The organism is Leucobacter aridicollis (assembly GCF_024399335.1).
GTDB classification, from domain to species: domain Bacteria; phylum Actinomycetota; class Actinomycetes; order Actinomycetales; family Microbacteriaceae; genus Leucobacter; species Leucobacter aridicollis_A.
On sequence record NZ_CP075339.1, the window covers coordinates 1,832,161 to 1,852,907 of the forward strand.

General features: G+C 63.6%; 17 protein-coding genes and 1 tRNA gene. 11 read left to right on the top strand and 7 right to left on the bottom strand.

What is annotated here, in order from left to right:
- Nucleotides 1-8: 8 nt before the first annotated feature.
- Nucleotides 9-920 carry a MetQ/NlpA family ABC transporter substrate-binding protein gene (locus tag KI794_RS08230; protein ID WP_119283857.1) on the bottom strand — a complete coding sequence of 304 codons (912 nt, stop codon included), beginning with the start codon at nt 918-920 and terminating at the stop codon, nt 9-11.
- A gap of 237 nt (nt 921-1,157) precedes the next feature.
- Between KI794_RS08230 and KI794_RS08235 the strand changes: the two genes are divergently transcribed.
- The 3 genes from KI794_RS08235 to KI794_RS08245 are packed head-to-tail and all read left to right on the top strand — an operon-like array spanning nt 1,158 to nt 4,147.
- Nucleotides 1,158-2,597 (top strand): glyceraldehyde-3-phosphate dehydrogenase, encoded by a 1,440-nt coding sequence (locus KI794_RS08235; protein WP_255807719.1) that lies wholly within the window; start codon nt 1,158-1,160, stop codon nt 2,595-2,597.
- Between the two features lie 38 nt (nt 2,598-2,635).
- A complete protein-coding gene (locus KI794_RS08240; RefSeq protein WP_119283859.1) occupies nt 2,636-3,487 on the top strand; it encodes a universal stress protein in 852 nt (283 codons plus the stop codon).
- A 6-nt stretch (nt 3,488-3,493) separates the two neighbouring features.
- Nucleotides 3,494-4,147, top strand: a complete 654-nt coding sequence (locus tag KI794_RS08245; RefSeq protein ID WP_119283860.1) for an MBL fold metallo-hydrolase — start codon at nt 3,494-3,496, stop codon at nt 4,145-4,147.
- Nucleotides 4,148-4,154: 7 nt separating this feature from the next.
- Here KI794_RS08245 and KI794_RS08250 read toward each other — a convergent pair whose 3' ends face one another.
- Both KI794_RS08250 and KI794_RS08255 read right to left on the bottom strand, forming a co-directional pair.
- Nucleotides 4,155-4,646, bottom strand: coding sequence for a flavin reductase family protein (locus KI794_RS08250; RefSeq protein WP_255807720.1), 492 nt, complete (start codon nt 4,644-4,646; stop codon nt 4,155-4,157).
- The gene (locus tag KI794_RS08255; RefSeq protein WP_255807721.1) at nt 4,643-5,779 is read right to left on the bottom strand and encodes a DUF998 domain-containing protein; all 1,137 of its coding nucleotides are present in this window, start codon (nt 5,777-5,779) and stop codon (nt 4,643-4,645) included. Before KI794_RS08255 ends, KI794_RS08250 begins: the two co-directional genes overlap by 4 nt.
- A gap of 180 nt (nt 5,780-5,959) precedes the next feature.
- Between KI794_RS08255 and KI794_RS08260 the strand changes: the two genes are divergently transcribed.
- Both KI794_RS08260 and KI794_RS08265 read left to right on the top strand, forming a co-directional pair.
- Nucleotides 5,960-6,032 (top strand) — tRNA-Val (locus tag KI794_RS08260).
- Nucleotides 6,033-6,698: 666 nt separating this feature from the next.
- Nucleotides 6,699-8,540 (top strand): BCCT family transporter, encoded by a 1,842-nt coding sequence (locus KI794_RS08265; RefSeq protein WP_255809751.1) that lies wholly within the window; start codon nt 6,699-6,701, stop codon nt 8,538-8,540.
- Nucleotides 8,541-8,650: 110 nt separating this feature from the next.
- Here the strand turns inward: KI794_RS08265 and KI794_RS08270 are convergent, their stop codons facing one another.
- Nucleotides 8,651-9,112, bottom strand: coding sequence for a peroxiredoxin (locus tag KI794_RS08270; protein WP_119283862.1), 462 nt, complete (start codon nt 9,110-9,112; stop codon nt 8,651-8,653).
- A 248-nt stretch (nt 9,113-9,360) separates the two neighbouring features.
- Here KI794_RS08270 and aceE point away from each other — a divergent pair, with 248 nt between their 5' ends.
- The 6 genes from aceE to KI794_RS08300 all read left to right on the top strand — a co-directional run bounded on the left by aceE (nt 9,361) and on the right by KI794_RS08300 (nt 17,114).
- Entirely contained in the window at nt 9,361-12,087 is a 2,727-nt protein-coding gene (aceE, locus tag KI794_RS08275) for a pyruvate dehydrogenase (acetyl-transferring), homodimeric type (RefSeq protein ID WP_119284292.1), read from the top strand.
- Nucleotides 12,088-12,098: 11 nt separating this feature from the next.
- Nucleotides 12,099-13,304: a PucR family transcriptional regulator gene (locus KI794_RS08280; protein ID WP_255807722.1), complete on the top strand. Its 1,206-nt coding sequence runs from the start codon at nt 12,099-12,101 to the stop codon at nt 13,302-13,304.
- Nucleotides 13,305-13,415: 111 nt separating this feature from the next.
- The gene (locus KI794_RS08285) at nt 13,416-14,360 is read left to right on the top strand and encodes an ACP S-malonyltransferase (protein ID WP_255807723.1); all 945 of its coding nucleotides are present in this window, start codon (nt 13,416-13,418) and stop codon (nt 14,358-14,360) included.
- Between the two features lie 16 nt (nt 14,361-14,376).
- Nucleotides 14,377-15,381: a beta-ketoacyl-ACP synthase III gene (locus KI794_RS08290; RefSeq protein ID WP_119283864.1), complete on the top strand. Its 1,005-nt coding sequence runs from the start codon at nt 14,377-14,379 to the stop codon at nt 15,379-15,381.
- Nucleotides 15,382-15,488: 107 nt separating this feature from the next.
- Nucleotides 15,489-15,737, top strand: coding sequence for an acyl carrier protein (locus KI794_RS08295; protein WP_010157098.1), 249 nt, complete (start codon nt 15,489-15,491; stop codon nt 15,735-15,737).
- Nucleotides 15,738-15,872: 135 nt separating this feature from the next.
- Complete coding sequence (locus KI794_RS08300; protein WP_119283865.1) at nt 15,873-17,114, top strand: beta-ketoacyl-[acyl-carrier-protein] synthase family protein; 1,242 nt, start codon at nt 15,873-15,875, stop codon at nt 17,112-17,114.
- Between the two features lie 29 nt (nt 17,115-17,143).
- Here KI794_RS08300 and efeB read toward each other — a convergent pair whose 3' ends face one another.
- Genes efeB through efeU form a run of 3 tightly spaced genes read right to left on the bottom strand, consistent with a single transcriptional unit; the run spans nt 17,144 to nt 20,594 of the window.
- On the bottom strand, nt 17,144-18,469 hold the full coding sequence (efeB, locus tag KI794_RS08305; protein ID WP_255807724.1) for an iron uptake transporter deferrochelatase/peroxidase subunit: 1,326 nt from the start codon (nt 18,467-18,469) through the stop codon (nt 17,144-17,146).
- A gap of 26 nt (nt 18,470-18,495) precedes the next feature.
- Nucleotides 18,496-19,710 carry an iron uptake system protein EfeO gene (gene efeO, locus KI794_RS08310; protein ID WP_255807725.1) on the bottom strand — a complete coding sequence of 405 codons (1,215 nt, stop codon included), beginning with the start codon at nt 19,708-19,710 and terminating at the stop codon, nt 18,496-18,498.
- Nucleotides 19,707-20,594: an iron uptake transporter permease EfeU gene (gene efeU, locus KI794_RS08315; RefSeq protein ID WP_255807726.1), complete on the bottom strand. Its 888-nt coding sequence runs from the start codon at nt 20,592-20,594 to the stop codon at nt 19,707-19,709. Before efeU ends, efeO begins: the two co-directional genes overlap by 4 nt.
- Nucleotides 20,595-20,747 lie beyond the last annotated feature (153 nt).

Here is a 20,747-nt window from a genome sequence, read left to right on the forward strand (position 1 = left end):
GAACGAGCTTAGCCCTTGGTCGCGCGGTAGTTGTCCTCGGCGTCGGCAAGGAGCTTAGCGAGGTCGTCCTGCGAGAGCTTCACGGAGACCGCGCCCTCACCGACGTAGTCCTTCAGCGCGGCCTGGAAGGTCTCGTTGTTCTGGTAGATGTCGACGAGCTTCAGGTAGGTCTCGTTGTCCTTGTCCTCGGCGCGTGCCGCGAAGATGTTGGTGTACGGCTCCACCGCGGCGTCGTCGGCGCTATCCGAGCCGAGCGAGTCCTTGAAGTCGAGCCCGCCGAGCTCAACGAAGTCGTTGTTGACGATGCCGCCGTCAACGTCGGGCAGCGAGGCCGGGATAATGTCAGCCGCGAGCTCGGTGACCTTCACGCGCGACTTGTCGGCAACGATGTCGTCGGGAGTCGAGGTCGCGCTGCCGCCATCCTTGAGCTCGAGCAGGCCGAGCTTCTGGAGCACGAGCAGGGCGCGGGCGCGGTTCGACTCGTCGTTCGGGATCGCGATTGTGCCACCCTCTGGGATGTCCTTCACGTCGGTGTACTTGCTCGAGAACAGGTTGAGCGGGTACACGACTGTCGAGCCGAGCGCGACGAGGTCGTCGTCGGCGTCGACGTTATGGGTCGCGAGGTAGATGATGTGCTGGAACTGGTTGAGGTCGAGATCCCCGGCCGAGACGGCCGGGTTCGGCTGCGGGTACTCGCTGAAGTCTACGATCTCGACCTCAATGCCTTCCTTCTCAGCCTCGTCGACGAAGGTCTCCCAGTAGGGCTGGCCGCCGGGGACGACGCCGATGCGCACAGGGCCCGTCGTCTCAGCGCCGTCATCCTTGGGAGCCGAGTCGCTCGCGCAGCCCGTGAGTGCGGTTGCGGCGATAGCGAGGGCCGCGACCGATGCGGCGATGAGACTGCGCTTCTTCACAGACATGATGTTCCTTTTCGTTTGGTGAACTGAGCGTAGGTCGACGCCGTGGCGAGAATCTTGCGCAGTGGCAAGAATCACTATGCCCCGACCGGTACTAGACAATCCTCGCCGTAACGCCACGAATCCCCCAATCGGAGCGTCACATTGCGTCATCCGCGTGGGATACTGAGGTCGAACATTCAGCGAATCGGGGCGGAAAACATCGGCACCCGAGCACATCGGAAGGATCCGTCGGTTCACATGAATCAGCCCACAACTGACCACCTCGAGGCCTGGAACACAAAGCAGGCACTGGCGGAGCGAATGATTCCGCTCATCGGTCAGCTCTACCGCGATCACGACATCGTCATGTCAGTCCACGGACGCAGCCTGATCGGCCGCTCAGCCATCGACATCATTCGCGCCCACAGCTATGCACGCAAGATCGATGAGGTTGAGCTCGACATTGCAGAGACCTCCGCGATCGTCGCGGCACTCACGGCAATCCAACCCGGCCCCGTCTCGATTGACCTCGCACTCCTCGCGAACGGCTTCCGCGCCGCTGCGACAACCGACCTCGAGGCGTACCTCCGCGACGAGCTCGCGCCCGCCCTCGCCGCCAAGCCCGCAAGCGGACGCGACGTTGTGCTCTACGGTTTCGGACGTATCGGTCGTCTCCTCGCCCGCATCATGATCGAGCACGCGGGAAGCCAGAACGGCTTGAACCTGCGCGCAATCGTCGTCCGGAAGAACGGCGAGAACGACCTGCAGAAGCGCGCCAACCTTCTCCGCCGCGACTCGGTGCACGGCCCCTTCAACGGCACCATCAAGGTCCTTGAAGACGAGAACGTCATCCTCGCGAACGGCGTTCGCATCCAGGTGATCTACTCGAGCGACCCGGCAGACGTCGATTACCCCTCGTACGGTATTGAAGACGCGATCCTTGTCGACAATACCGGGCGCTGGCGCGACGCCGAGGGCCTCGGCAAGCACCTCGAGAACTCGGGCATTTCCCGCGTCATCCTCACCGCTCCGGGCAAGGGCGACCTGCTGAACGTCGTCTACGGCGTGAACAACGACAAGATCAGCGACGCTGACACGATCCTCAGCGCGGCATCGTGCACGACGAACGCGATCACGCCAGTGCTGAAGGTCGTGAACGACGCGTTCGGAGTGAAGCAGGGCCACGTCGAGACCGTGCACTCGTACACGAACGATCAGAACCTCATCGACAACTTCCACTCGGGCGATCGGCGTGGGCGTTCCGCTGCACTGAACATGGTGCTCACCGAGACCGGCGCCGCGAAGGCTGTCGCGAAGGCGCTGCCGGAGTTCGAGGGCAAGCTCACTGGAAACGCCATCCGCGTTCCCACACCAAACGTGTCGATGGCTGTGCTCAACCTGCAGCTCGAGCGCGAGACAACCACCGAAGAGCTCAACGCACTTCTCGAGCAGGTCTCACTCACGGGCGCACTTCGCACGCAGATTGACTACGTTGAGTCACCCGAGATCGTCTCCACCGACTTCGTCGGGTCGAACCGAGCAGGGATCGTCGACGGCCTCGCGACCCTCGTCACGGGCTCAAGCGCAGTGCTCTACGTCTGGTACGACAACGAGTACGGCTACAGCTGCCAGGTTGTTCGCATTATCGAGCAGCTCGCGGGCGGACATCCACTGCAGCTTCCCGCTCTCGCCAAGTAAGCTGAAGACACAGACACCCGTACAGGAAGGAACTCGTTATGTCCGAGAAGTACCTCATCGGAGTTGACGGATCAGATCACAGCCGCGCCGCCCTGAAGTGGGGGCTCGCACGCGCCACGGAGCGCGGCGCGACCGTCGAGCTCATCCACGTCGCAGACGACTCCTTCCTGTCCGAAAGTGTCGCCTTCCTCTCGGAGGCACAGTCGGCCTCGGAGCAGATGCTCGCGCACGAGATCGAACGCGCGCGAACCGAGCTTGGGTTCACCGGGGAGATCGCGGGAAGCGCCGTTGTCGGCCACCCGATCGCAGAGGTCGAGGCTGCGTCGAAGCACGCAGACCTGCTCGTCCTTGGCGCGCACACAGGCGGCAAGTTTGCTGGCTCCGTCTTCGGCACTCGCGCGGTGAAGATCGCGGCGGTTGCGCACTGCCCTGTCGCCGTCATCCCGGCAGAGCAGGAAGGCGCCGGCAGCGGCGTCGTCGTCGGAGTTGATGGATCAGAAGCGTCAAAGCGTGCAATCGCGTTCGCCGCCGAAGAGGCCTCGTTCCGTGGCGTGCCCCTCGTCGCGGTCTACGCGTGGATGCCGCCGCTCACCCCCGGTCTCGAATACCTCTGGAGCGAGGAGCTCGTTACCGCTCAGCAGGCAGCGGCCGAAGAGTCAATCGCGATCGGCACTGCGGGCCTTGCTGAGCGCTACCCAGATCTCGAGGTTCGCCGCGAGATCGTGCAGGCTCCCCCAGTCACCGCTCTGCTGCAGGTCGCCGAGACTGCCGAGATGGTCGTTGTCGGTAGCCGCGGTCGCGGCGGCATCTCCCGCCTGCTTCTCGGGTCGGTCAGTCACGGCGTGCTCAACGCGCTGCCGTGCACGACCGTCGTTACCCGCGCGGAGTAATAGTCCATGGCCGGCGATCTTCGCATTGAGCGCGTCGTCACCTTCGGGGTGCTCGGGGCCGGGCGCCCCGGGTACCCGCCGGAGGGCATTGCGTTAGACAACAATGTGTGGATTGTTGGTGACGACGACAGCGCCCTCATCATCGATGCCGCTCACGACGCTGACGCCGTAGTGACCGCTGTCGGCGACCGAGACCCGCTCGGCATCCTGCTCACCCACGGGCACGAGGATCACGTCAACGCAGCGATCGCCCTCGCGGATGCGCTGGACACCCACACCTACCTCCACCCTGACGACCTCTTTTTGTGGGAGGACACTCACGGGGCCGACAGGCTTCCCGACTTCGAACTTGCGGATGGCGCGTCGTTCTCAGTTGGCGGCGCCGAGCTCGTCACGTTGCATACGCCAGGTCATACGCCAGGCTCGGTGAGCTTCTATGCGGGTTCGCTTGGCACGCTCCTGTCTGGCGACACCCTCTTCGAGGGTGGCCCGGGTGCCACCCGCTGGGAATACTCGAGCTTCCCGAGGCTCATCGAGTCGATCAGCAACAGGCTACTCACATTGCCTGCCGTCACGACGGTGCTTCCTGGCCACGGATCGGCGACGACAATTGGGGCGGAGGCCCCGCAGATCGCAGCCTGGGCCGCCCAGTCAACCTAACAGCTCGCTAGAGGACTTCGCCGAGGCGCCTGAACGTCCGGTCAATGTAGCTCATCGGCTCGGCCGCCTCCCCGAAGTGGGCGTCGAGCACCCCTGCGACGACAATCACTGACGAACCGACCTCGAGTTGATGCAGCGAACGGCAACGCAGCGCGGCGCGCACGCCGGGCAGCAACGGTTCGCCAGTAGGGAGCGTCTCCCACCCCTGCTCGGAAGTGAACCGCTCAGTTCCAGAGACTGCAAACGTCTGCGCGATCCCAGCGTGGCGCGCGTCGAGCAGGTGCACAACGAATGAGTCGGCGTGTAGCACTCCCCCTGCGCTACCCGTAGCTCGTGTGACTGAGAACGAGAGCGCCGGTGGGTCGACGGCCACGGAAGCGACGCTCGAGACCGTTAGGCCAACCGGGCCCACGGGCGTCTGCGCGGTGATCAGGCCAACCCCCGCCGGGTGATCGCGGAATGCCCGCTTCAGCGCGTCGCCAGCCTCAAACTCGTTCACCGATGTTCCTCCGCAGTTCTCTCAGATTGTGGGGACGTGGCCGGTTCTCCGACCTTCCCCCGGTCCAACCCGTGAGGATGCGGGGCTATTCCCCTCGGCTCGGCATAGGCCGCGGCGGTGCGAACGAACACCGTGAGCCAGGCGAACAGGAGGCTCGCCGCCATGAATTCGGTGCCGGTGAGGTTGTAGTAACCAAACGGCACCCACAACAGCACCGCGACGACGATGCCGACAACGACGATCAGCGAGAACACGACGAGCTCCCTCGGAACGTCGACGATACGCCTGAGCGACACGAAGACGAACACTGCGAACACGACGAGCATGCCACTCGCTGACCCAACGTGAACGACGATGTTCTCTGCATCGGGGACCGCACCTGCAACAGCCATGCACAACCCAATTGCGGCAAAGAGCCACGAGAGCAAGCGCACGAGCTTCGGGTCGTCGGAGTTGCGGGCGATGAGGCCACGCCGAATGTCGTGGCCAATGTAGTTTGACAGCGCGACGAGCACGAAGCCCGTGATGATGAGCGAGACGTTGAACCTATAGCCGCTCGAGCCCGACTCGTTGCCGAGCTGCGAGAAGTGGAGCTGCCACCAGGAAGCGTCTGGCGAACTCACCATGCTCGCCATCGTGCCAGTGAACAGTTGTAGAGTTGCGAGCACCGCGATGGAGCCCGAGCTGACCCGCGAGCCAATGAGCGCCCCAATGTACGTCATCGCAGCGGTTGCCGCGCCCGACAGCACACCACCGCCAAGTGGGTCGACAGTCAGGCCCTGGAAGCCAAGTTGGAACAAGCTCGCGATCGCCATGACCGCGAGGTACGCGAGCATGCCTGTCGCGAGCGTGAGCGCGAACACGTCGAAGGCCCGTTTCGCGAGCGGCAGTTGGCGCCGCCAGAGGTCACGCCCGCGTCGAGTCTCGACTATGTGTCCGAGCAGATAGGCAAGGCCCGCTCCACCCCCGGCGCACCACGCCGCGATGTTGCCGAGGGATGCGTCGCCCGCGAGGGGCAGTCGCCGGCCGAACATCACGAGCGCCGTCAAGATCCCGGCAACGACGAACGCAGCAACCGCCAGCCGGGTGGCGCGGGACTCGATTGCAGCGGAGCCGCTGCCGACGCGAGGCAAGAGCCTCCCCTGTCGGAGGGTGCCACTCCCCCCACCCTGAGGGTGGCTGTGCGATTCAAATTCGGTTCGGGCGTGCGGTGTCAAGGGATATCCGTTCAATCTGCGCGACACGCGGGTCCCTCGATTTCGGATCTCGCGCGGTTCCACACTAGACTGATCAGGTTCGCTTCGGTGAACGGAGGGCCTGTAGCTCAGCTGGTAGAGCGCCACGTTTACACCGTGGATGTCGTCGGTTCGATCCCGGCCGGGCCCACCGACATACCCCTCACTCGGATTTCTGAGTGAGGGGTATTGCGTTTCTGCGACAGTGGCTGCACTTCTGGCGCGCTCGCATTACGCCTGTGAGCCACACAGCTCGTTTCATTCTTCTGGGATCTGCCCTTATCAATGCCGGTTTCTCGCTCTTCAGGGATTTCTTCTGCAGATCCCATACCGTGGGCTCGCGCGCGTGAGTGTGTCCACCTGTCCACAGCCCCGCCCGAATGTGCTCGCCTAATGCGACTGCCCACTTTAGCCAGTCACCAGACTGTGCAAAGATGGTTCCCTGCATCGCAAGCACCAATGATCAGCACGCTCACACCAGTCGCGCAGTGGGGAATCGTCTTGCCGGCGCCCCCGGTTTCTGCTTCGACATGCACCAGACGGAGATGATTTCGTGAGCTCACCCGAGCGCACTACCCCCGACAAGACGCCCGACTCGCAGCCCTACGCCGCTCAGGCGGAGACGGGGCGCGCACACGAGGAACTGGCAGACCCTGCGACTCATGCGGGTCCCGCGCCGACGGCTACGCCCGCGGCAACCGAGCCGCCAACAAACACCGAGCCGCCAGCACACACGGACCCTCCAACAAACACAGAGCCTCCAACAAACACGGACCCTCCAACAAACACAGAGCCTCCAACAAGCACAGGCGCGCTCCTGCTCGAGCCCGGAGACCTCGACCTGCCCGATACCGTGCACCTGCACGAGGCTGTGCAGATCAACGATGACGACAGTGACGAGCGCATCACGGCGAAGCTTCGCACGCACGGTGTCCGTATTGGCAAGGGCATGATCTCCCCTCGCGTGTTCTGGCCGGCGCTCGCTATCATCCTTGTGCTTGTCGCCTACGCCGCCTTCTGGCCAGACTCCGCTGAGGCGACGTTCAGCACAGTACAAGGTTGGATCGTGGAGAACCTCGGCTGGTACTACATGCTGATTGTCGCGGCGTTCATCGCTATCGCCACGACCCTCGGATTCTCACGGCTTGGCCGTATCAGGCTCGGCCGCGATGACGACGAACCAGAATTCGGCCTGTTGTCGTGGTTCTCGATGCTGTTCGCAGCGGGCATGGGCATCGGCCTCGTCTTCTACGGTGTCGGGGAGCCCCTGACGTATGCGACCGTCGACCCGAAGCCAGGCTGGGAGGGCAACCAGGCCGAGATCGCTGGCCTCGCGATGGCGCAGACGTTCGTGCACTGGGGAATCCACCCCTGGGCTATTTACGCAATCATCGGCCTATCGATCGCCTACGCGATTCATCGTCGAGGCCGCCCGGTATCTATCAGGTGGGCCCTCGAGCCATTGTTCGGCGAACGCGTAAAGGGTTGGACGGGCGACGTCATCGATGTGCTTGCCATCCTTGGCACAGTCTTCGGCGTGGCGACGTCACTTGGGCTTGGCGTGCAACAGATCTCTGCGGGCATGCTTGAGATCGGCATTGTTGACACTGTCGACAACACGACCCTCGTCGTGCTCATCATCGCGGTCACGCTGGTCGCAATGTTCTCGGTGATCAGTGGGATCGGCGCTGGCATGAAGTGGCTGTCGAACATCAACCTGTCGCTCGCAGGCGCGCTCCTCATCTCGCTGCTACTTCTCGGCCCGACGCTGTTCCTCTTCCAGAACCTCACTGAGTCCCTCGGCTTCTACCTGGCGAACTTCATGCAGATGACCTTCGACGTCGGCGCGTTCCAGCGCGGCGAGGGCACGAGTTGGTTCGCAAACTGGACCATCTTCTACTGGGGATGGTGGATCTCCTGGTCCCCCTTCGTCGGCATCTTCATCGCCCGCATCTCCCGTGGACGCACTGTGCGCGAGTTTGTTGCAGGCGTCATGCTTGTTCCGACATTCGTTGGAATTCTCTGGTTCTCTGTACTCGGAGGCAGCGGCCTGTTCCGCCAATTCTTCGGGGCCGGCGACCTTGTACAAGACGGAACACTCGACGTTGACAGCGTGCTGTTCAAGATCCTCGGCGATCTGCCGTTCGGCACAATCTTCTCGGTCGTCGGGATCCTGCTCGTCGCGATCTTCTTCATCACGTCGTCTGACTCGGGTTCGCTCGTGGTCGATATGCTCGCCTCAGGCGGACACCCGAACCCTCCCACATGGTCGCGTGTGCTCTGGTCGGTGATTGAGGGGCTCGTTGCGATCGCGCTACTGCTTGCCGGCGGCCTGAAATCGTTGCAGGCTGCCGCGCTCGCAACAGCGCTCCCCTTTAGCGTGATTCTGCTTCTGATGGCCATCGCAACGGTGAAGGCGCTACGTATTGATGACAGGGTCCTCGAGCGGGCCGAGCGCACTGCAAGAATTGAACGTCTCACCGAGCACATGACCGCACAGTTCGCAGAGAACATCGGCGACCATCTCGCGGTCGAGAACTATGTCGACGACCGCATCGACTACCGCATCTCTCGCACCCGCGGGGCATTTGCGCCCCGCCGTGGAGCGGCAACGCATCAGGTGAAGCCCCGCAACACTGGAAGTCCGGGAGCACGCTAGGTATCCCCCACTGCACGCAGACGGCGGCCCTCACCGAGAAATCTCGATGAGGGCCGCCGTCTCGGTAAACCGTCTAGTTAAACGGTCTAGTTGTGCCACCGATCTGGCTGCTACGCGATAGCGGCAATCGCCTCACGGTACGCACCAAAGTCGCGAGCCTCGCCGGGGGCGGTCTCAAACGATGCGAGCACCTTGCGCCCCTCCCCGATCACGAGGGTGGCGCGGGTCGCGATGCCGCGCTCCTCAATGAACACGCCGTACTCCTTCGACACTGCTCCATGCGGCCAGAAGTCGGAAAGGATCGAGAACTCGTACCCCTCGGCCTGCGCCCATGCCTTCAGCGCGAAGACGGAATCGACTGAAACACCGACGAGGCGCACCTTGCTGTCTTCGAAGATCTGCAGGTTGTCGCGAAGCTCGCACAGTTCACCAGTGCAGATGCCCGAAAACGCGAGCGGGAAGAATACGAGCGCAACCGGGCCCTCCGTGACGAGCTCACTGAGCGTGAGTTCTTCGCCGTGCTGATCGGAGAGTGTGAAATCGGGGGCGATTGCGCCTACCTCAAGAACCATTGTCAACAACCTTTCAGGCGTCACCGCGCCGCTTAGTGGATCCTCTACGCCCAAGACTAGTGGCGGCTCAGGGGAAATATTGTTCGGGATTCACACAGACCTCCCTCAGATTCTGCGTTTGGTCGTGGATGTTCGCTAGTCTGGAAGGTGCCCGCTAACCTTGCGGGGAGTTTTATGAGTTGCGTGCTCAACGGGGCTGAAACCACATGCCCATGGTTTTGCGCGTGGTGGCGAATGGAGCACTTTCCGTGGCTGTGAACACACAAGATCCTTACTCGCAGGATCACGAAGACATGGATCCCGCTGAGACCGCCGAATGGCGCGAGTCGCTTGACGGCGTCGTAGAGACGCACGGTCCCGGCCGCGGTCGCGAGATCATGACGAGTCTGCTCGAGCGCTCGCGCGAACTGCACCTCAGCGTGCCGATGGTTCCAACGACCGACTACGTCAACACGATCGCGTCAGAGAACGAGCCGAGCTTCCCAGGGGATCACGACACTGAGCGCCAGTACCGCTCATGGATTCGTTGGAACGCCGCGATGACCGTACACAGGGCGCAGCGCCCCGGCATCGGTGTCGGCGGCCATATCTCGACGTACGGCTCAGCGGCCTCACTGTACGAGGTTGGCTTCAACCACTTCTTCCGCGGCCAGGATCACCCCGGCGGCGGCGACCAGATTTTCGTGCAGGGTCATGCCTCCCCCGGTATCTACGCGCGCGCGTTCCTTGAAGGACGTCTGAGCGCTGACCAGCTCGATGGCTTCCGCCAGGAGAAGTCGCACGCGCCGAACTCGCTGCCGAGTTACCCGCACCCGCGCCTCGCACCTGATTTCTGGCAGTTCCCGACGGTGTCGATGGGGCTTGGCCCGATCAATGCGATCTACCAGGCTCAGGTCAACAAGTACCTCACCAACCGTGGCATCAAGGACGCAAGCGACCAGCACGTCTGGGCGTTCCTCGGTGACGGCGAGATGGACGAGGTCGAGAGCCGCGGCCAGCTGCAGGTCGCAGCGAACGAGGGCCTCGACAACCTCACCTTTGTTGTGAACTGCAACCTGCAGCGCCTCGATGGCCCGGTGCGCGGCAACGGCAAGATCATTCAGGAGCTTGAGAGCTACTTCCGTGGCGCAGGCTGGAACGTCATCAAGGTCGTCTGGGGTCGCGAGTGGGACGACCTGCTCCAGCGCGACCAGAGCGGCGCGCTGCTCAACCTCATGAACACCACTCCTGACGGTGATTTCCAGACGTATAAGGCCGAGAGTGGATTGTTCGTTCGCGAGCACTTCTTCGGCCGCGACGAGCGCGCGCTCGAGCTCGTCAAGGACTACACCGACGACCAGATCTGGGGCCTCCGCCGTGGTGGCCACGATTACCGTAAGGTCTACGCGGCCTACAAGGCAGCGATGGAGCACAAGGGTCGCCCGACCGTCATCCTCGCAAAGACGATCAAGGGATACGGCCTCGGGCCGCACTTCGAGGGCCGCAATGCGACCCACCAGATGAAGAAGATGACGCTCGAAGACTTGAAGCTCTTCCGCGACACCATGCACATCCCGATCTCTGACGCGCAGCTCGAAGAGAACCCGTACCTCCCGCCGTACTACCACCCGGGCGAGAACGATCCGACGATCCAGTACATGCACGAGCGCCGCCGCGAGCTTGGCGGCTACCTCCCCGAGCGCCGCTCGACGCACATCGACCTCGCGGTGCCGGAGGAGAAGAGCTACGCGATCGCCGCAAAGGGTTCGGGCACGCAGGAGGCCGCGACCACGATGGTCTTTGTGCGTCTACTCAAGGACCTCATGCGCGACAAGAACATGGGCAAGCGCTTCGTGCCGATCATCCCCGATGAGGCACGGACGTTCGGCATGGACTCGTACTTCCCGACCTCGAAGATCTACAACCCGCACGGCCAGAACTACACCTCGGTCGACCGCGAGCTGCTCCTTGCGTACAAGGAGAGCCCGGAGGGCGTGCTGATCCACGTCGGCATCAACGAGGCTGGTGCAGCCGCGGCGTTCACGAACGTGGGCACCTCGTACGCAACACACGGCGAGCCGCTCATTCCGATCTACATCTTCTACTCGATGTTTGGGTTCCAGCGCACGGGCGACGCCATCTGGGCTGCCGGCGACCAAATGGCACGCGGCTTCATGATTGGCGCAACCGCTGGGCGCACCACGCTCACCGGCGAGGGCCTCCAGCACGCGGATGGCCACTCGCTGCTGCTCGCATCGACGAACCCCGCGGTCGTGTCCTACGACCCCGCCTATGGCTACGAGATTGGGCACATCATGCGCTCGGGCGTCGAGCGCATGTATGGCGGCACGCACGAGGATCCGAACGTCATGTACTACCTCACGGTGTACAACGAGCCGATCATCCACCCCGCAGAACCTGCAGATGTCGACGTAGACGGCATCGTTCGAGGCATCCACCGCGTCAGCACCGCGTCGGCGGGCACTCACAAGGCACAGATTCTCGCCTCAGGCGTGGCAGTCCCGTGGGCGATCGAGGCCCAGGAGCTCCTCGCAACTGACTGGGACGTTGCAGCCGATGTGTGGAGCGTCACGAGTTGGAGCGAGCTCCAGCGCGACGGCCTCGCAGCCGACCAGCACAACTTTGAGAACTTCGGGGGCGCACAGCGCACCGCGTACCTCACCGAGAAGCTCGCAGGCGCCGAGGGACCGAAGGTTGCAGTTAGCGACTGGACGCCAGAGGTTCCCGAGCAGATTCGCCCGTACGTTCCTGGCGACTACTCGGTGCTCGGCGCGAACGGCTTCGGCTTCTCGGACACACGCGCGGCAGCGCGCCGGTTCTTCAAGATCGACCGCGAGTCGCTCGTGGTGAAGGTGCTGCAGCGCCTCGCGCTCGAGGGCAAGATCGACGCGAGCGTGCCGGTTGCCGCGGCCGAGAAGTACAAGCTCGCTGACGTCAACGCCGGAACCACTGGCGGCGCGGGCGGGGACGCCTAGCGGGCGAACGGATGAGTCCCAACAAAGCTCAGGAACTCGCCTGGCTCCGCACGATCTCGGGCGAGCTGGCTACGCTGACGGTGACGCGGCTCGAGGACACGCTCCCCTGGTACGGGAGCATGCCCCCGAGCCGCCGATCGGCAGTCGGCCTTGTGGCGCAGACCGGGATCAGCTCGTTTATTCAGTGGTACGAGAACCCCGGTTCGACCCCGTGGATCGCCTCTGACGTTTTCAGCTCGGCTCCTCGTGAGTTGCTGCGCTCGATCAGCCTGCAGGAAACGCTCCAGCTCATTCGTGTTGTCGTGACAGTCGTCGAGGAGCGCGTGGCTCCCCGCAGTGACTCGCTCCGTGAAGCGATCATGCACTATTCGCGTGACGTCGCGTTTGCTGCTGCGGACGTGTATGCGAGACAGGCAGAAGCTCGAGGCTTGTGGGACGCACGGCTCGAGGCCCTCGTTGTGGATTCGATCCTGACAGGCGAATCCGACGACGAACTTCCGAGCAGGATCGCCGCGCTCGGCTGGCACGGTGACGGCGAAGCGGCAGTGCTTGTTGGCAGCGCCGAACGCTCCGTCGATGTCGATCAGATGCGACGGACGGCGCGACACGCGGGTGCCGATGTGCTCATCGGATTGCAGGGCACCCGGCTCGTGCTCGTTCTCGGCAGAATGGCCCCGCCTCAGCAGGCCGATCCGACAGCAGCCGCCGAGGAGCCGCAGCGAACCTTCCTCGAGATCGCAGCCAAGCTGTCCGACGGCTTCGCTGATGGGCCGCTCGTGCTCGGGCCGACTGTCGACAACCTCATCGAGGCGTCTCGAAGCGCCCGGGCTGCGCTTGCGGGCGTCGCGGTCGCACGGGCGTGGCGCCATGCGCCCCGCCCGGTTCCCGCTGACGACCTCCTTCCCGAGCGGGCACTCGCGGGCGATGGACTTGCCCGGAGAACACTCATCGAGCAGATCTACGAACCGTTGCTCGCCCACTCGGCCGAGCTCATGGAGACCCTCTGGTGCTACCTCGACAACGGCAGGTCGCTCGAGGCGACAGCCCGCGAGCTGTTCGTGCACCCGAACACGGTTCGTTACAGGCTCAAGAAGGTCTCCGAGGTGATTGGCTGGAACGCGACTGGGGCACGAGAGTCCCTGATTCTGCAATCTGCCCTCATCGCTGGTTCGATTGCACAGCAGGGCGGCAGGCGTCAGCCGAAGCGAGGCTCCTAGCCAAGTTTCGGCACCAACGGGACCCTTTCTGGCCGCTACCTACAACGAATCTTTGAATTTATCGTTGGTTATATGCAGCTAGTTCCGCTCGCATCTGAGAAACTATTTGACGTGATTGTTATCGCTTGCCCGGGTCAGGGCTCCCAAACCCCCGGTTTCCTTACTGACTGGATCGCGGATTCAGCGTCCCGCAGCTTCCTCGAGGCCGCCTCGGAGGCCTCGGGCGTCGACCTCGTTCGGCACGGAACCCAGAGTGACGCTGAGACGATTCGCGCAACTGAGATTGCCCAGCCGCTGATTGTCGCGGCTGCAATCCTGTCGTGGCGTGCACTTGCCGCGCGGCTTGATGGCGCAGGTCTCGACGCGACCACGTTAGGCGCCACAGTTGGCACCGCTGGTCACTCTGTTGGCGAGTTTGCCGCGGCGGCGATCTCAGGCGTCGTGAGCGAGACCGACGCCGTGCGCCTCGTCGGCGTACGCGGCCGCGCAATGGCGGAGGCAGCCGCTGTTGAACAGACAGGAATGTCGGCGGTGGTTGGCGGCGTTGAGGCTGACGTGCTTTCGGCAATCGAAGCTGCGGGTCTCACTGCCGCGAACCGAAACGGTGGAGGGCAGATTGTCGCCGCGGGTGCACTGGCGGATCTCGCCAAGCTCGGTGAGTCGGCGCCGCGCGGTGCTCGCGTGATCCCGCTGCAGGTCGCTGGAGCGTTCCACACAAGCTACATGGCGTCGGCAGTTCCCGTCCTCGCGCAGGCAGCAGAGTCCACTGCGGTCAGCGATCCCTGGCTAAAGCTCTGGAGCAACGCCGACGGCGGACTTGTCACATCTGGTGCCAGCTTCCGCGACTCACTCGTCTCGCAGATCGCGAGCCCTGTTCGCTGGGACTCATGCATGGAGTCATTCCAGGCGGCCGGCATCACCGGATTCATTGAACTCACCCCCGCCGGTGCTCTCACCGGCATCGCGAAGCGCGGCATGAAGGGCATCCCTTCGGTCGCCGTAAAGACTCCGGCTGATCTTGATGCTGCCGTGCAGCTCATCACCGACGCAGCCTGATCGAAAGGATCGACTCATGGCAACTCTTGTACAGCCAACTGGCCCGGCGCACACACGCGTGCTCTCGGTTGGCGCATCCCGCGGCGACCTCGACGTACCGAACGACGACCTCGTTGGCCCTATTGACTCGTCTGACGAGTGGATCAGGCAGCGCACGGGCATCGTTCAGCGCCGCCGGGCCCGCAAGGGCCTGAACGCTGTCGATCTCGCGGTTGAGGCTGGCCAGGAGGCCATTGAGAAGTCTGGTCTCGAACTCGCAGACATCGACGGTGTGATCATCTCGACGATCTCGAACGTTGCGGTGACGCCGTCAATGGCAGCGCTCGCCGCGCACAGGCTCGGTCTCACTCCCGCGGCGGCATTCGATATTTCTGCCGCCTGCGCTGGCTACGTGTATGGCGTCGGCCAGGCCGACGCACTCGTCCGTTCGGGTGTCTGCAAGAACGTCCTCGTGATCGGTGCCGAGAAGCTCTCGGACGTCGTTGACCCGACCGACCGTTCGATCTCGTTCTTGCTGGGTGACGGCGCTGGCGCCGTGGTCGTCGGAGCGAGCGATCACACCGGTATCGGCCCGACAGTGTGGGGCTCGGACGGCGAGAAGTGGGACACGATCAGCATGACGTCGACGTTCGAGGAGTACCGCGAGGCTCCCGGAGTCGTTGCGTGGCCTACGCTGCGCCAGGACGGCCAGACCGTGTTTCGCTGGGCAGTGTGGGAGATGGCGAAGGTCGCACGCCAGACGCTCGAGGCCTCCGGTATCGAGCCGTCTGATTTGGCCGCGTTCATTCCGCATCAGGCGAACATGCGAATCATCGACGAGCTTGCGAAGCAACTGAAGCTGCCCGAGACCGTCGCGATTGCACGCGATATCGAGATGCAGGGAAACACCTCTGCAGCGTCGATCCCGCTTGCGATGCACGCGCTGCTCGCAGAGCGCCCCGAGCTCTCGGGGGGCCTGGCACTCACGATCGGCTTCGGGGCCGGTCTCGTCTACGGCGCCCAGATCATCGAACTTCCGTAGCTTTTCGCTCTGGGACGCACCGCGCGCCCTGTCGACTTCCCGCGGGAAGTTGCGAGAAACTACTGCACGAGGTTTACTACAAACCCCCATTAAATAAGGAGAATCCAATGGCATTCAGCAACGAAGAGGTCCTCGCAGGTCTCGCCGAGCTCGTCAACGATGAGACCGGTATTGCGGCCGACGTTGTCGCCCTCGACAAGTCGTTCACCGACGACCTCGACATCGATTCGATCTCGATGATGACAATCGTCGTGAACGCAGAAGAGAAGTTCGACGTGAAGATCCCCGACGAAGAGGTCAAGAACCTCAAGACCGTCGGCGACGCAGTCGACTTCATCGTCAAGGCTCAGGCCTAAGCGAAGCTTTCGCGGCGGGATGAGCGGCGGCCACTATCGGCCGCCCCATCCCCGCCGCTCGCTTCATCACACAGACTTTCGGGAGAACAGCCCCACAAGGGCGACTCCCCCAGAGCCACGCGGAGAGCGCAACACATGAGCAAGAAGATCGTCGTCACCGGTATCGGTGCGAGTTCGCCCCTGGGCGGTACCGCTAGCGAGAGCTGGGAAGCTTTGCTTGCAGGCGAGTCGGGCGTACGTACTATCGAGGCCGATTGGGTTGAGAAGTACGACCTTCCAGTGTCATTCGCTGGCCAGGCCCGAGTGCAGCCGGCTGAGGTGCTTGAGCGCCCAGTCGCCAAGCGCCTCGACCCGTCGAGCCAGTTTGCCCTCGTCGCGGCGAAGGAAGCTTTCGCCGACGCTGGCTCACCCGAGATTCCCGCAGAGCGTCTGGGCGTCGACTGGGCAACAGGCATTGGCGGCATCTGGTCGCTGCTTGACGCGTGGGACACGCTTCGTGAGAAGGGCCCGCGTCGCGTGATGCCCCTCACGGTTCCCATGCTCATGCCGAACGCGCCGTCAGCGGCGATCTCCATGCATTTCACAGCTCGCGCGTTCGCGCGCACCGTCGCCTCAGCCTGCGCCTCGAGCACCGAGTCGATTGCAAACGCCTACGAGCATCTGCAGCTTGGACTCGCCGATATCGTGATCGCAGGCGGCTCCGAAGCCGCCATTCACCCGGTCACGCTCGCGTCGTTCTCGTCGATGCAGGCGCTGTCACGCCGAAACGACTCACCGGAGACTGCCTCACGCCCCTACAACACTGACCGTGACGGTTTCGTGATGGGCGAGGGCGCCGCTGCGCTCGTGCTCGAGACCGAGGAGCACGCGCTCGCTCGCGGTGCCAAGATTTACGCCGAGATCGCCGGCGGCGGCGTGACCGCTGATTCCTACCACATCACCGCAAATGACCCCGAGGGGCACGGCGCCATCCGCGCGATGAAGCTCGCACTCTCGCAGGCGGGTGCTCACCCCGAGGATGTCACCCACATCAACGCGCACGCGACGTCGACCCCTGTCGGTGACATCAATGAGTACACTGCCCTGCTCGGAGTGTTCGGCGATCGCGCACGCGAGATCCCGGTTTCCGCAACAAAGGCCGCGACTGGACACCTGCTGGGCGGCACAGGCGCCCTGGAAGCACTGTTCTCGGTGCTCGCTGTGCATAACCGCGTCGCTCCCCCGACGATCAACCTCGTCGATCAGGATCCCGAGATCCCGCTCATGGTGTCAAGCGAGCCGCAGCAGCTCGCCGATGGCCCGCAGCTCGCGATCTCGAACTCCTTTGGGTTCGGTGGCCATAACGCCGTCGTCGCCATCCGCTCGTACGACGCCTAGCGCGACACATAGGAGCCGTCGGGCGGGCGCTATTCGAACAGCGCCTGCCCGACGAACTCACCGGCGCCGATCCCGCCCGGCACCGCCCACAGTCCAGACCCAATGTGACGAATATACTCGTTGAGCAAGTCTGGCTGCAGTGAGCGCTGCACACGAACGAATGTCTCGGGCGAACGCTGGAACGAGATAAAGAAGAGGCCCGCGCCAAGCTGGCCGAGTCCGTTTGAACCGTCGACGTAGTTGTAGCCGCGGCGCAGCATTTGACTGCCCGAATTGTTCTTTGGGTGCGCGAGACGCACGTGCGCGGCAATGTCGATCACTGGTTCCCCAGAGGCCGGCAGCTTGGCAGCAAAGTCAGGTTCGTCAAACTCGTCGGCACCGGTGAGGGGCGCGCCAGCTCGTTTCGATCGCCCGAAGATGCGCTCCTGCTCGGCGAGAGACGCGCGATCCCACGTCTCAATCGTCATCTGTATCTTCCGCGCGACCAGGTAGCTTCCGCCGCGGAGCCAGGCTGGCGCTTCCTCACCGACCCACACATGCTCGGCGAGCCCCGACGAGTCCTCGGCCATGACGTTCGCCGTCCCATCTTTGAAGCCGAACAGGTTCCGAGGCGTCTCCTGAGCCCGCGAAGTCGACGCGGTACGGCCAAAGCCAAGCTGGCTCCAGGCAAGGTGCGCGCGGCCAGCGGCAATGCGTGAGAGATTGCGGATTGCGTGCACCGCGATCTGGGGGTCATCGGCGCATGCCTGCACGCACAGGTCGCCTCCGCTCTGCGTATCGTCGAGAATGTCGAACGCGAAGGCCGGGAGCGGTTCGAACTCGGCGGGGAGCAGCGAGCGGAGGCCGAAGGGGTCGCCTGCCTGTGTCTCCGCGGCCCTGTCGGCATGCCCGACGAAAAGGCTGCGTCCGAATCCGAACGTGAGCGTGAGGTTGCCAACTCCGAGCCCCGTCGCCTCGCCGGTGTCGTCTGGCGGCAGAAGGCCGTTGTCAGGCTCCATTCCGTCTCCGACTTCCTCGCCGCGGGTCAGCCTCTCGGCGGCCTCAGTCCAGTCACGGAGGAGCGCGATGAGGTCGTCACGGGTCGCGCCGGAGTTCATCGTGAAAGCGGCGAAGTGCAGTCGATCTTGCGCTGGGGTAACGATGCCCGCCTGGTGAGCGCCACGGAATGGCACGGCGCCGGGGCTCGGTGCATCGCCATGGTGCCCGTCACGCGAAAGCAACGTTCTGGCGGCGGCGGCCCCGCCTGCGCCGCCTGCAGCGAGGCCGATCGCCCCAGCGCCGAGTAGCCCGAGAAGTTGGCGTCTCGATGTACCACTCGGTAGCTGCGTCCGAGGATCCTGATCGGGGCCGCCCACCGCTGGAGTGTCTCGCCTCACGTGTACTAGCTTCCCACAACGCCCGCGGTAAGCCGCGACATCGGCTCGCTCAGCGCGGTGAGCTTCGCCGCGAGCTCGTTGCGCTTCGTCGCATCCACGGTGTCATACGATACAAAGCCAGCCTCGTAGGAGCCGTATCCGGCGAGCGTGTCGAGCATGTCGACGAAGCGTGCGTCGAGTTCGGTGGCGAGTTCCTCACCGCCGTTCGCGACGAGCAGCGCGCGCACGGTATCGAAGGCAACCTGCGCCCCCTCGACATTCGCGGTGAAGTCGTACAGGTCGGTGTGCGCGAACTCGTTTTCTTCCCCCGGGAGCTTTCCGTCAGGCGCAGCAACCTCATCGAGCAGCCCCTTCGCCCCCTCAGTGATGTCGGCGAGAGTCAGCGTGAAGTCGGGGCTCCTCACCTTGTCGTTGAGCTCGGAGATGTCAGCGACGAGCTGATCGCCAATTGTTGCGCGCTCCTCGGGCGTGAGCGCAACGAGGTCATCCTTCGGGTAGTGGTTCTTCTCAGGCTGCGAGTAGTTCTCGATGGCCCGGTCGAGCCACAGATCCTGTTCGATTCGATGAAAGCCAGTGAACGGCAGCCCCTCCTCGATCGCGCCTGGCTTTCGATAGTCGATCTTCGGATCGAGATCCCCAAACTGCTCCGCGGTTGGCTCGATCCGTTCGTAGTTGATACGCGCGATTGGGAACAGCGCGCGCGCCTCGTCGTCGTTGCCTGCCTTGTACGCTGCAACGAACTCTCCCACCCGCGGAACGAGCTCCTCGGTTTGGGTCTTCACGTAGGCAACGTACTGCGCAACCACTGCGTCCTCCTCCGGCGTGGTCGCGACAGCGTCGCCACTCACAGTGAACGCGGCATGGCCGACGCCAGCACCGATCATGCCTGGTTTGCACGCAGTGAAGTACTCCCCTGGGCCAACCTGCACCGTGAGGTCCCGGCTGGTGCCTGGCGCAATGTTCTCAACCTCGCCGACGATAGTGAGCTTGTTGCTGCCGAGCAGATAGAACTCGGTGACCTTCGTCCCGTCGTTCTGCACAGTGAAGGTCAGGGTGCCGCTCGTTCCGGTCGCGTTGGCAACCTCGCAGCCCTCATCGTTCGCGGTGACTGCAATTGACGTTGCGTTCGGGGCTCCATTTGGTACGCACCCAGCAAGCAAGAGGGCTGTTGCGCTAAGCGCAGCAACAGCGGCAGCGTTGCGAAGATTGGATGAGGTCATGGGCGTTCCTTTCGTGTGGCGTGCTGCCCGGCGTACGAACGCACGAGGAAGAGTGGCAGCGTGATGATGAGATAGCCCGCCCACGCGAGCACCTCGAGTTTGGTCATTTCAGGTGCGAAGCCGAGTGTTCCCTTGAGGATCACGGCGATCAACCCGTCTGGCGCGATGATGTGCGAAACGTTGAACGCCCACGCGGCCTCCCCAAACCATGCAGCGACGACAGGCCCGGCGCCCTCTGGCGCCGCAACAAACGGTCCCGGCAAGAACCCAGCCTCTTGCAGGTCGTGGATCCCGTACGCCAGCACACCGGCGGCGAAGACGAGCAGCAACACTCCAGTCCACCTGAAGAACACCGTGAGGTTGACCCTCAGGAGGCCTTTGTACAGCGCCCAGCCGATCGCGATGGCAATCAGGATGCCGGAGATCGCGGTGAGAAAACCGACAAGGGGCGCCGTGCCGCTCGCGCGGGTTGTCGCCCAGATGAAGAGTGCAGTCTCGATGCCCTCGCGGGCAACCGAGACGAATCCGATCAAGGCAACCGCCCACCCTGAGCCGACAAGCGCACGATCGACCTGGCCGCGGAGCTCGCCACTGATGCCACGCGACATCTTCAGCATCCAGAACACCATCCACGTCACCATCGCGACCGCAAGGATCGAGAGGGAACCACCAATGGCCTCCTGTGCGGTAAACGACAGCCCGTATGCGCCGTAGGTCAGGATCGCGCCGAGCCCGAGCGAAAGCAGGATCGCTGCCGCGACACCGAGCCAAATCTTTCGGGCGGCGTCGGGCCGGTTGAGCTTTCCGACGTAGGCAAGTAGGACCCCGACGACGAGCGCCGCCTCGAGCCCCTCGCGAAGGCCGATCAGCAGGGTCGCAATCATGGGCTGCCTTTCACTGAAACATTCATCTGTTCTAGGTAAGGCACGCCTTACTCGGAAACATTAGCACGATTCATCTGATGAATGGAACAGCCCGTGGATTGGGAGGGGCCACCGAAAAGACGTGCCGTCGACTGGGCGGGCCGAATGAACCAG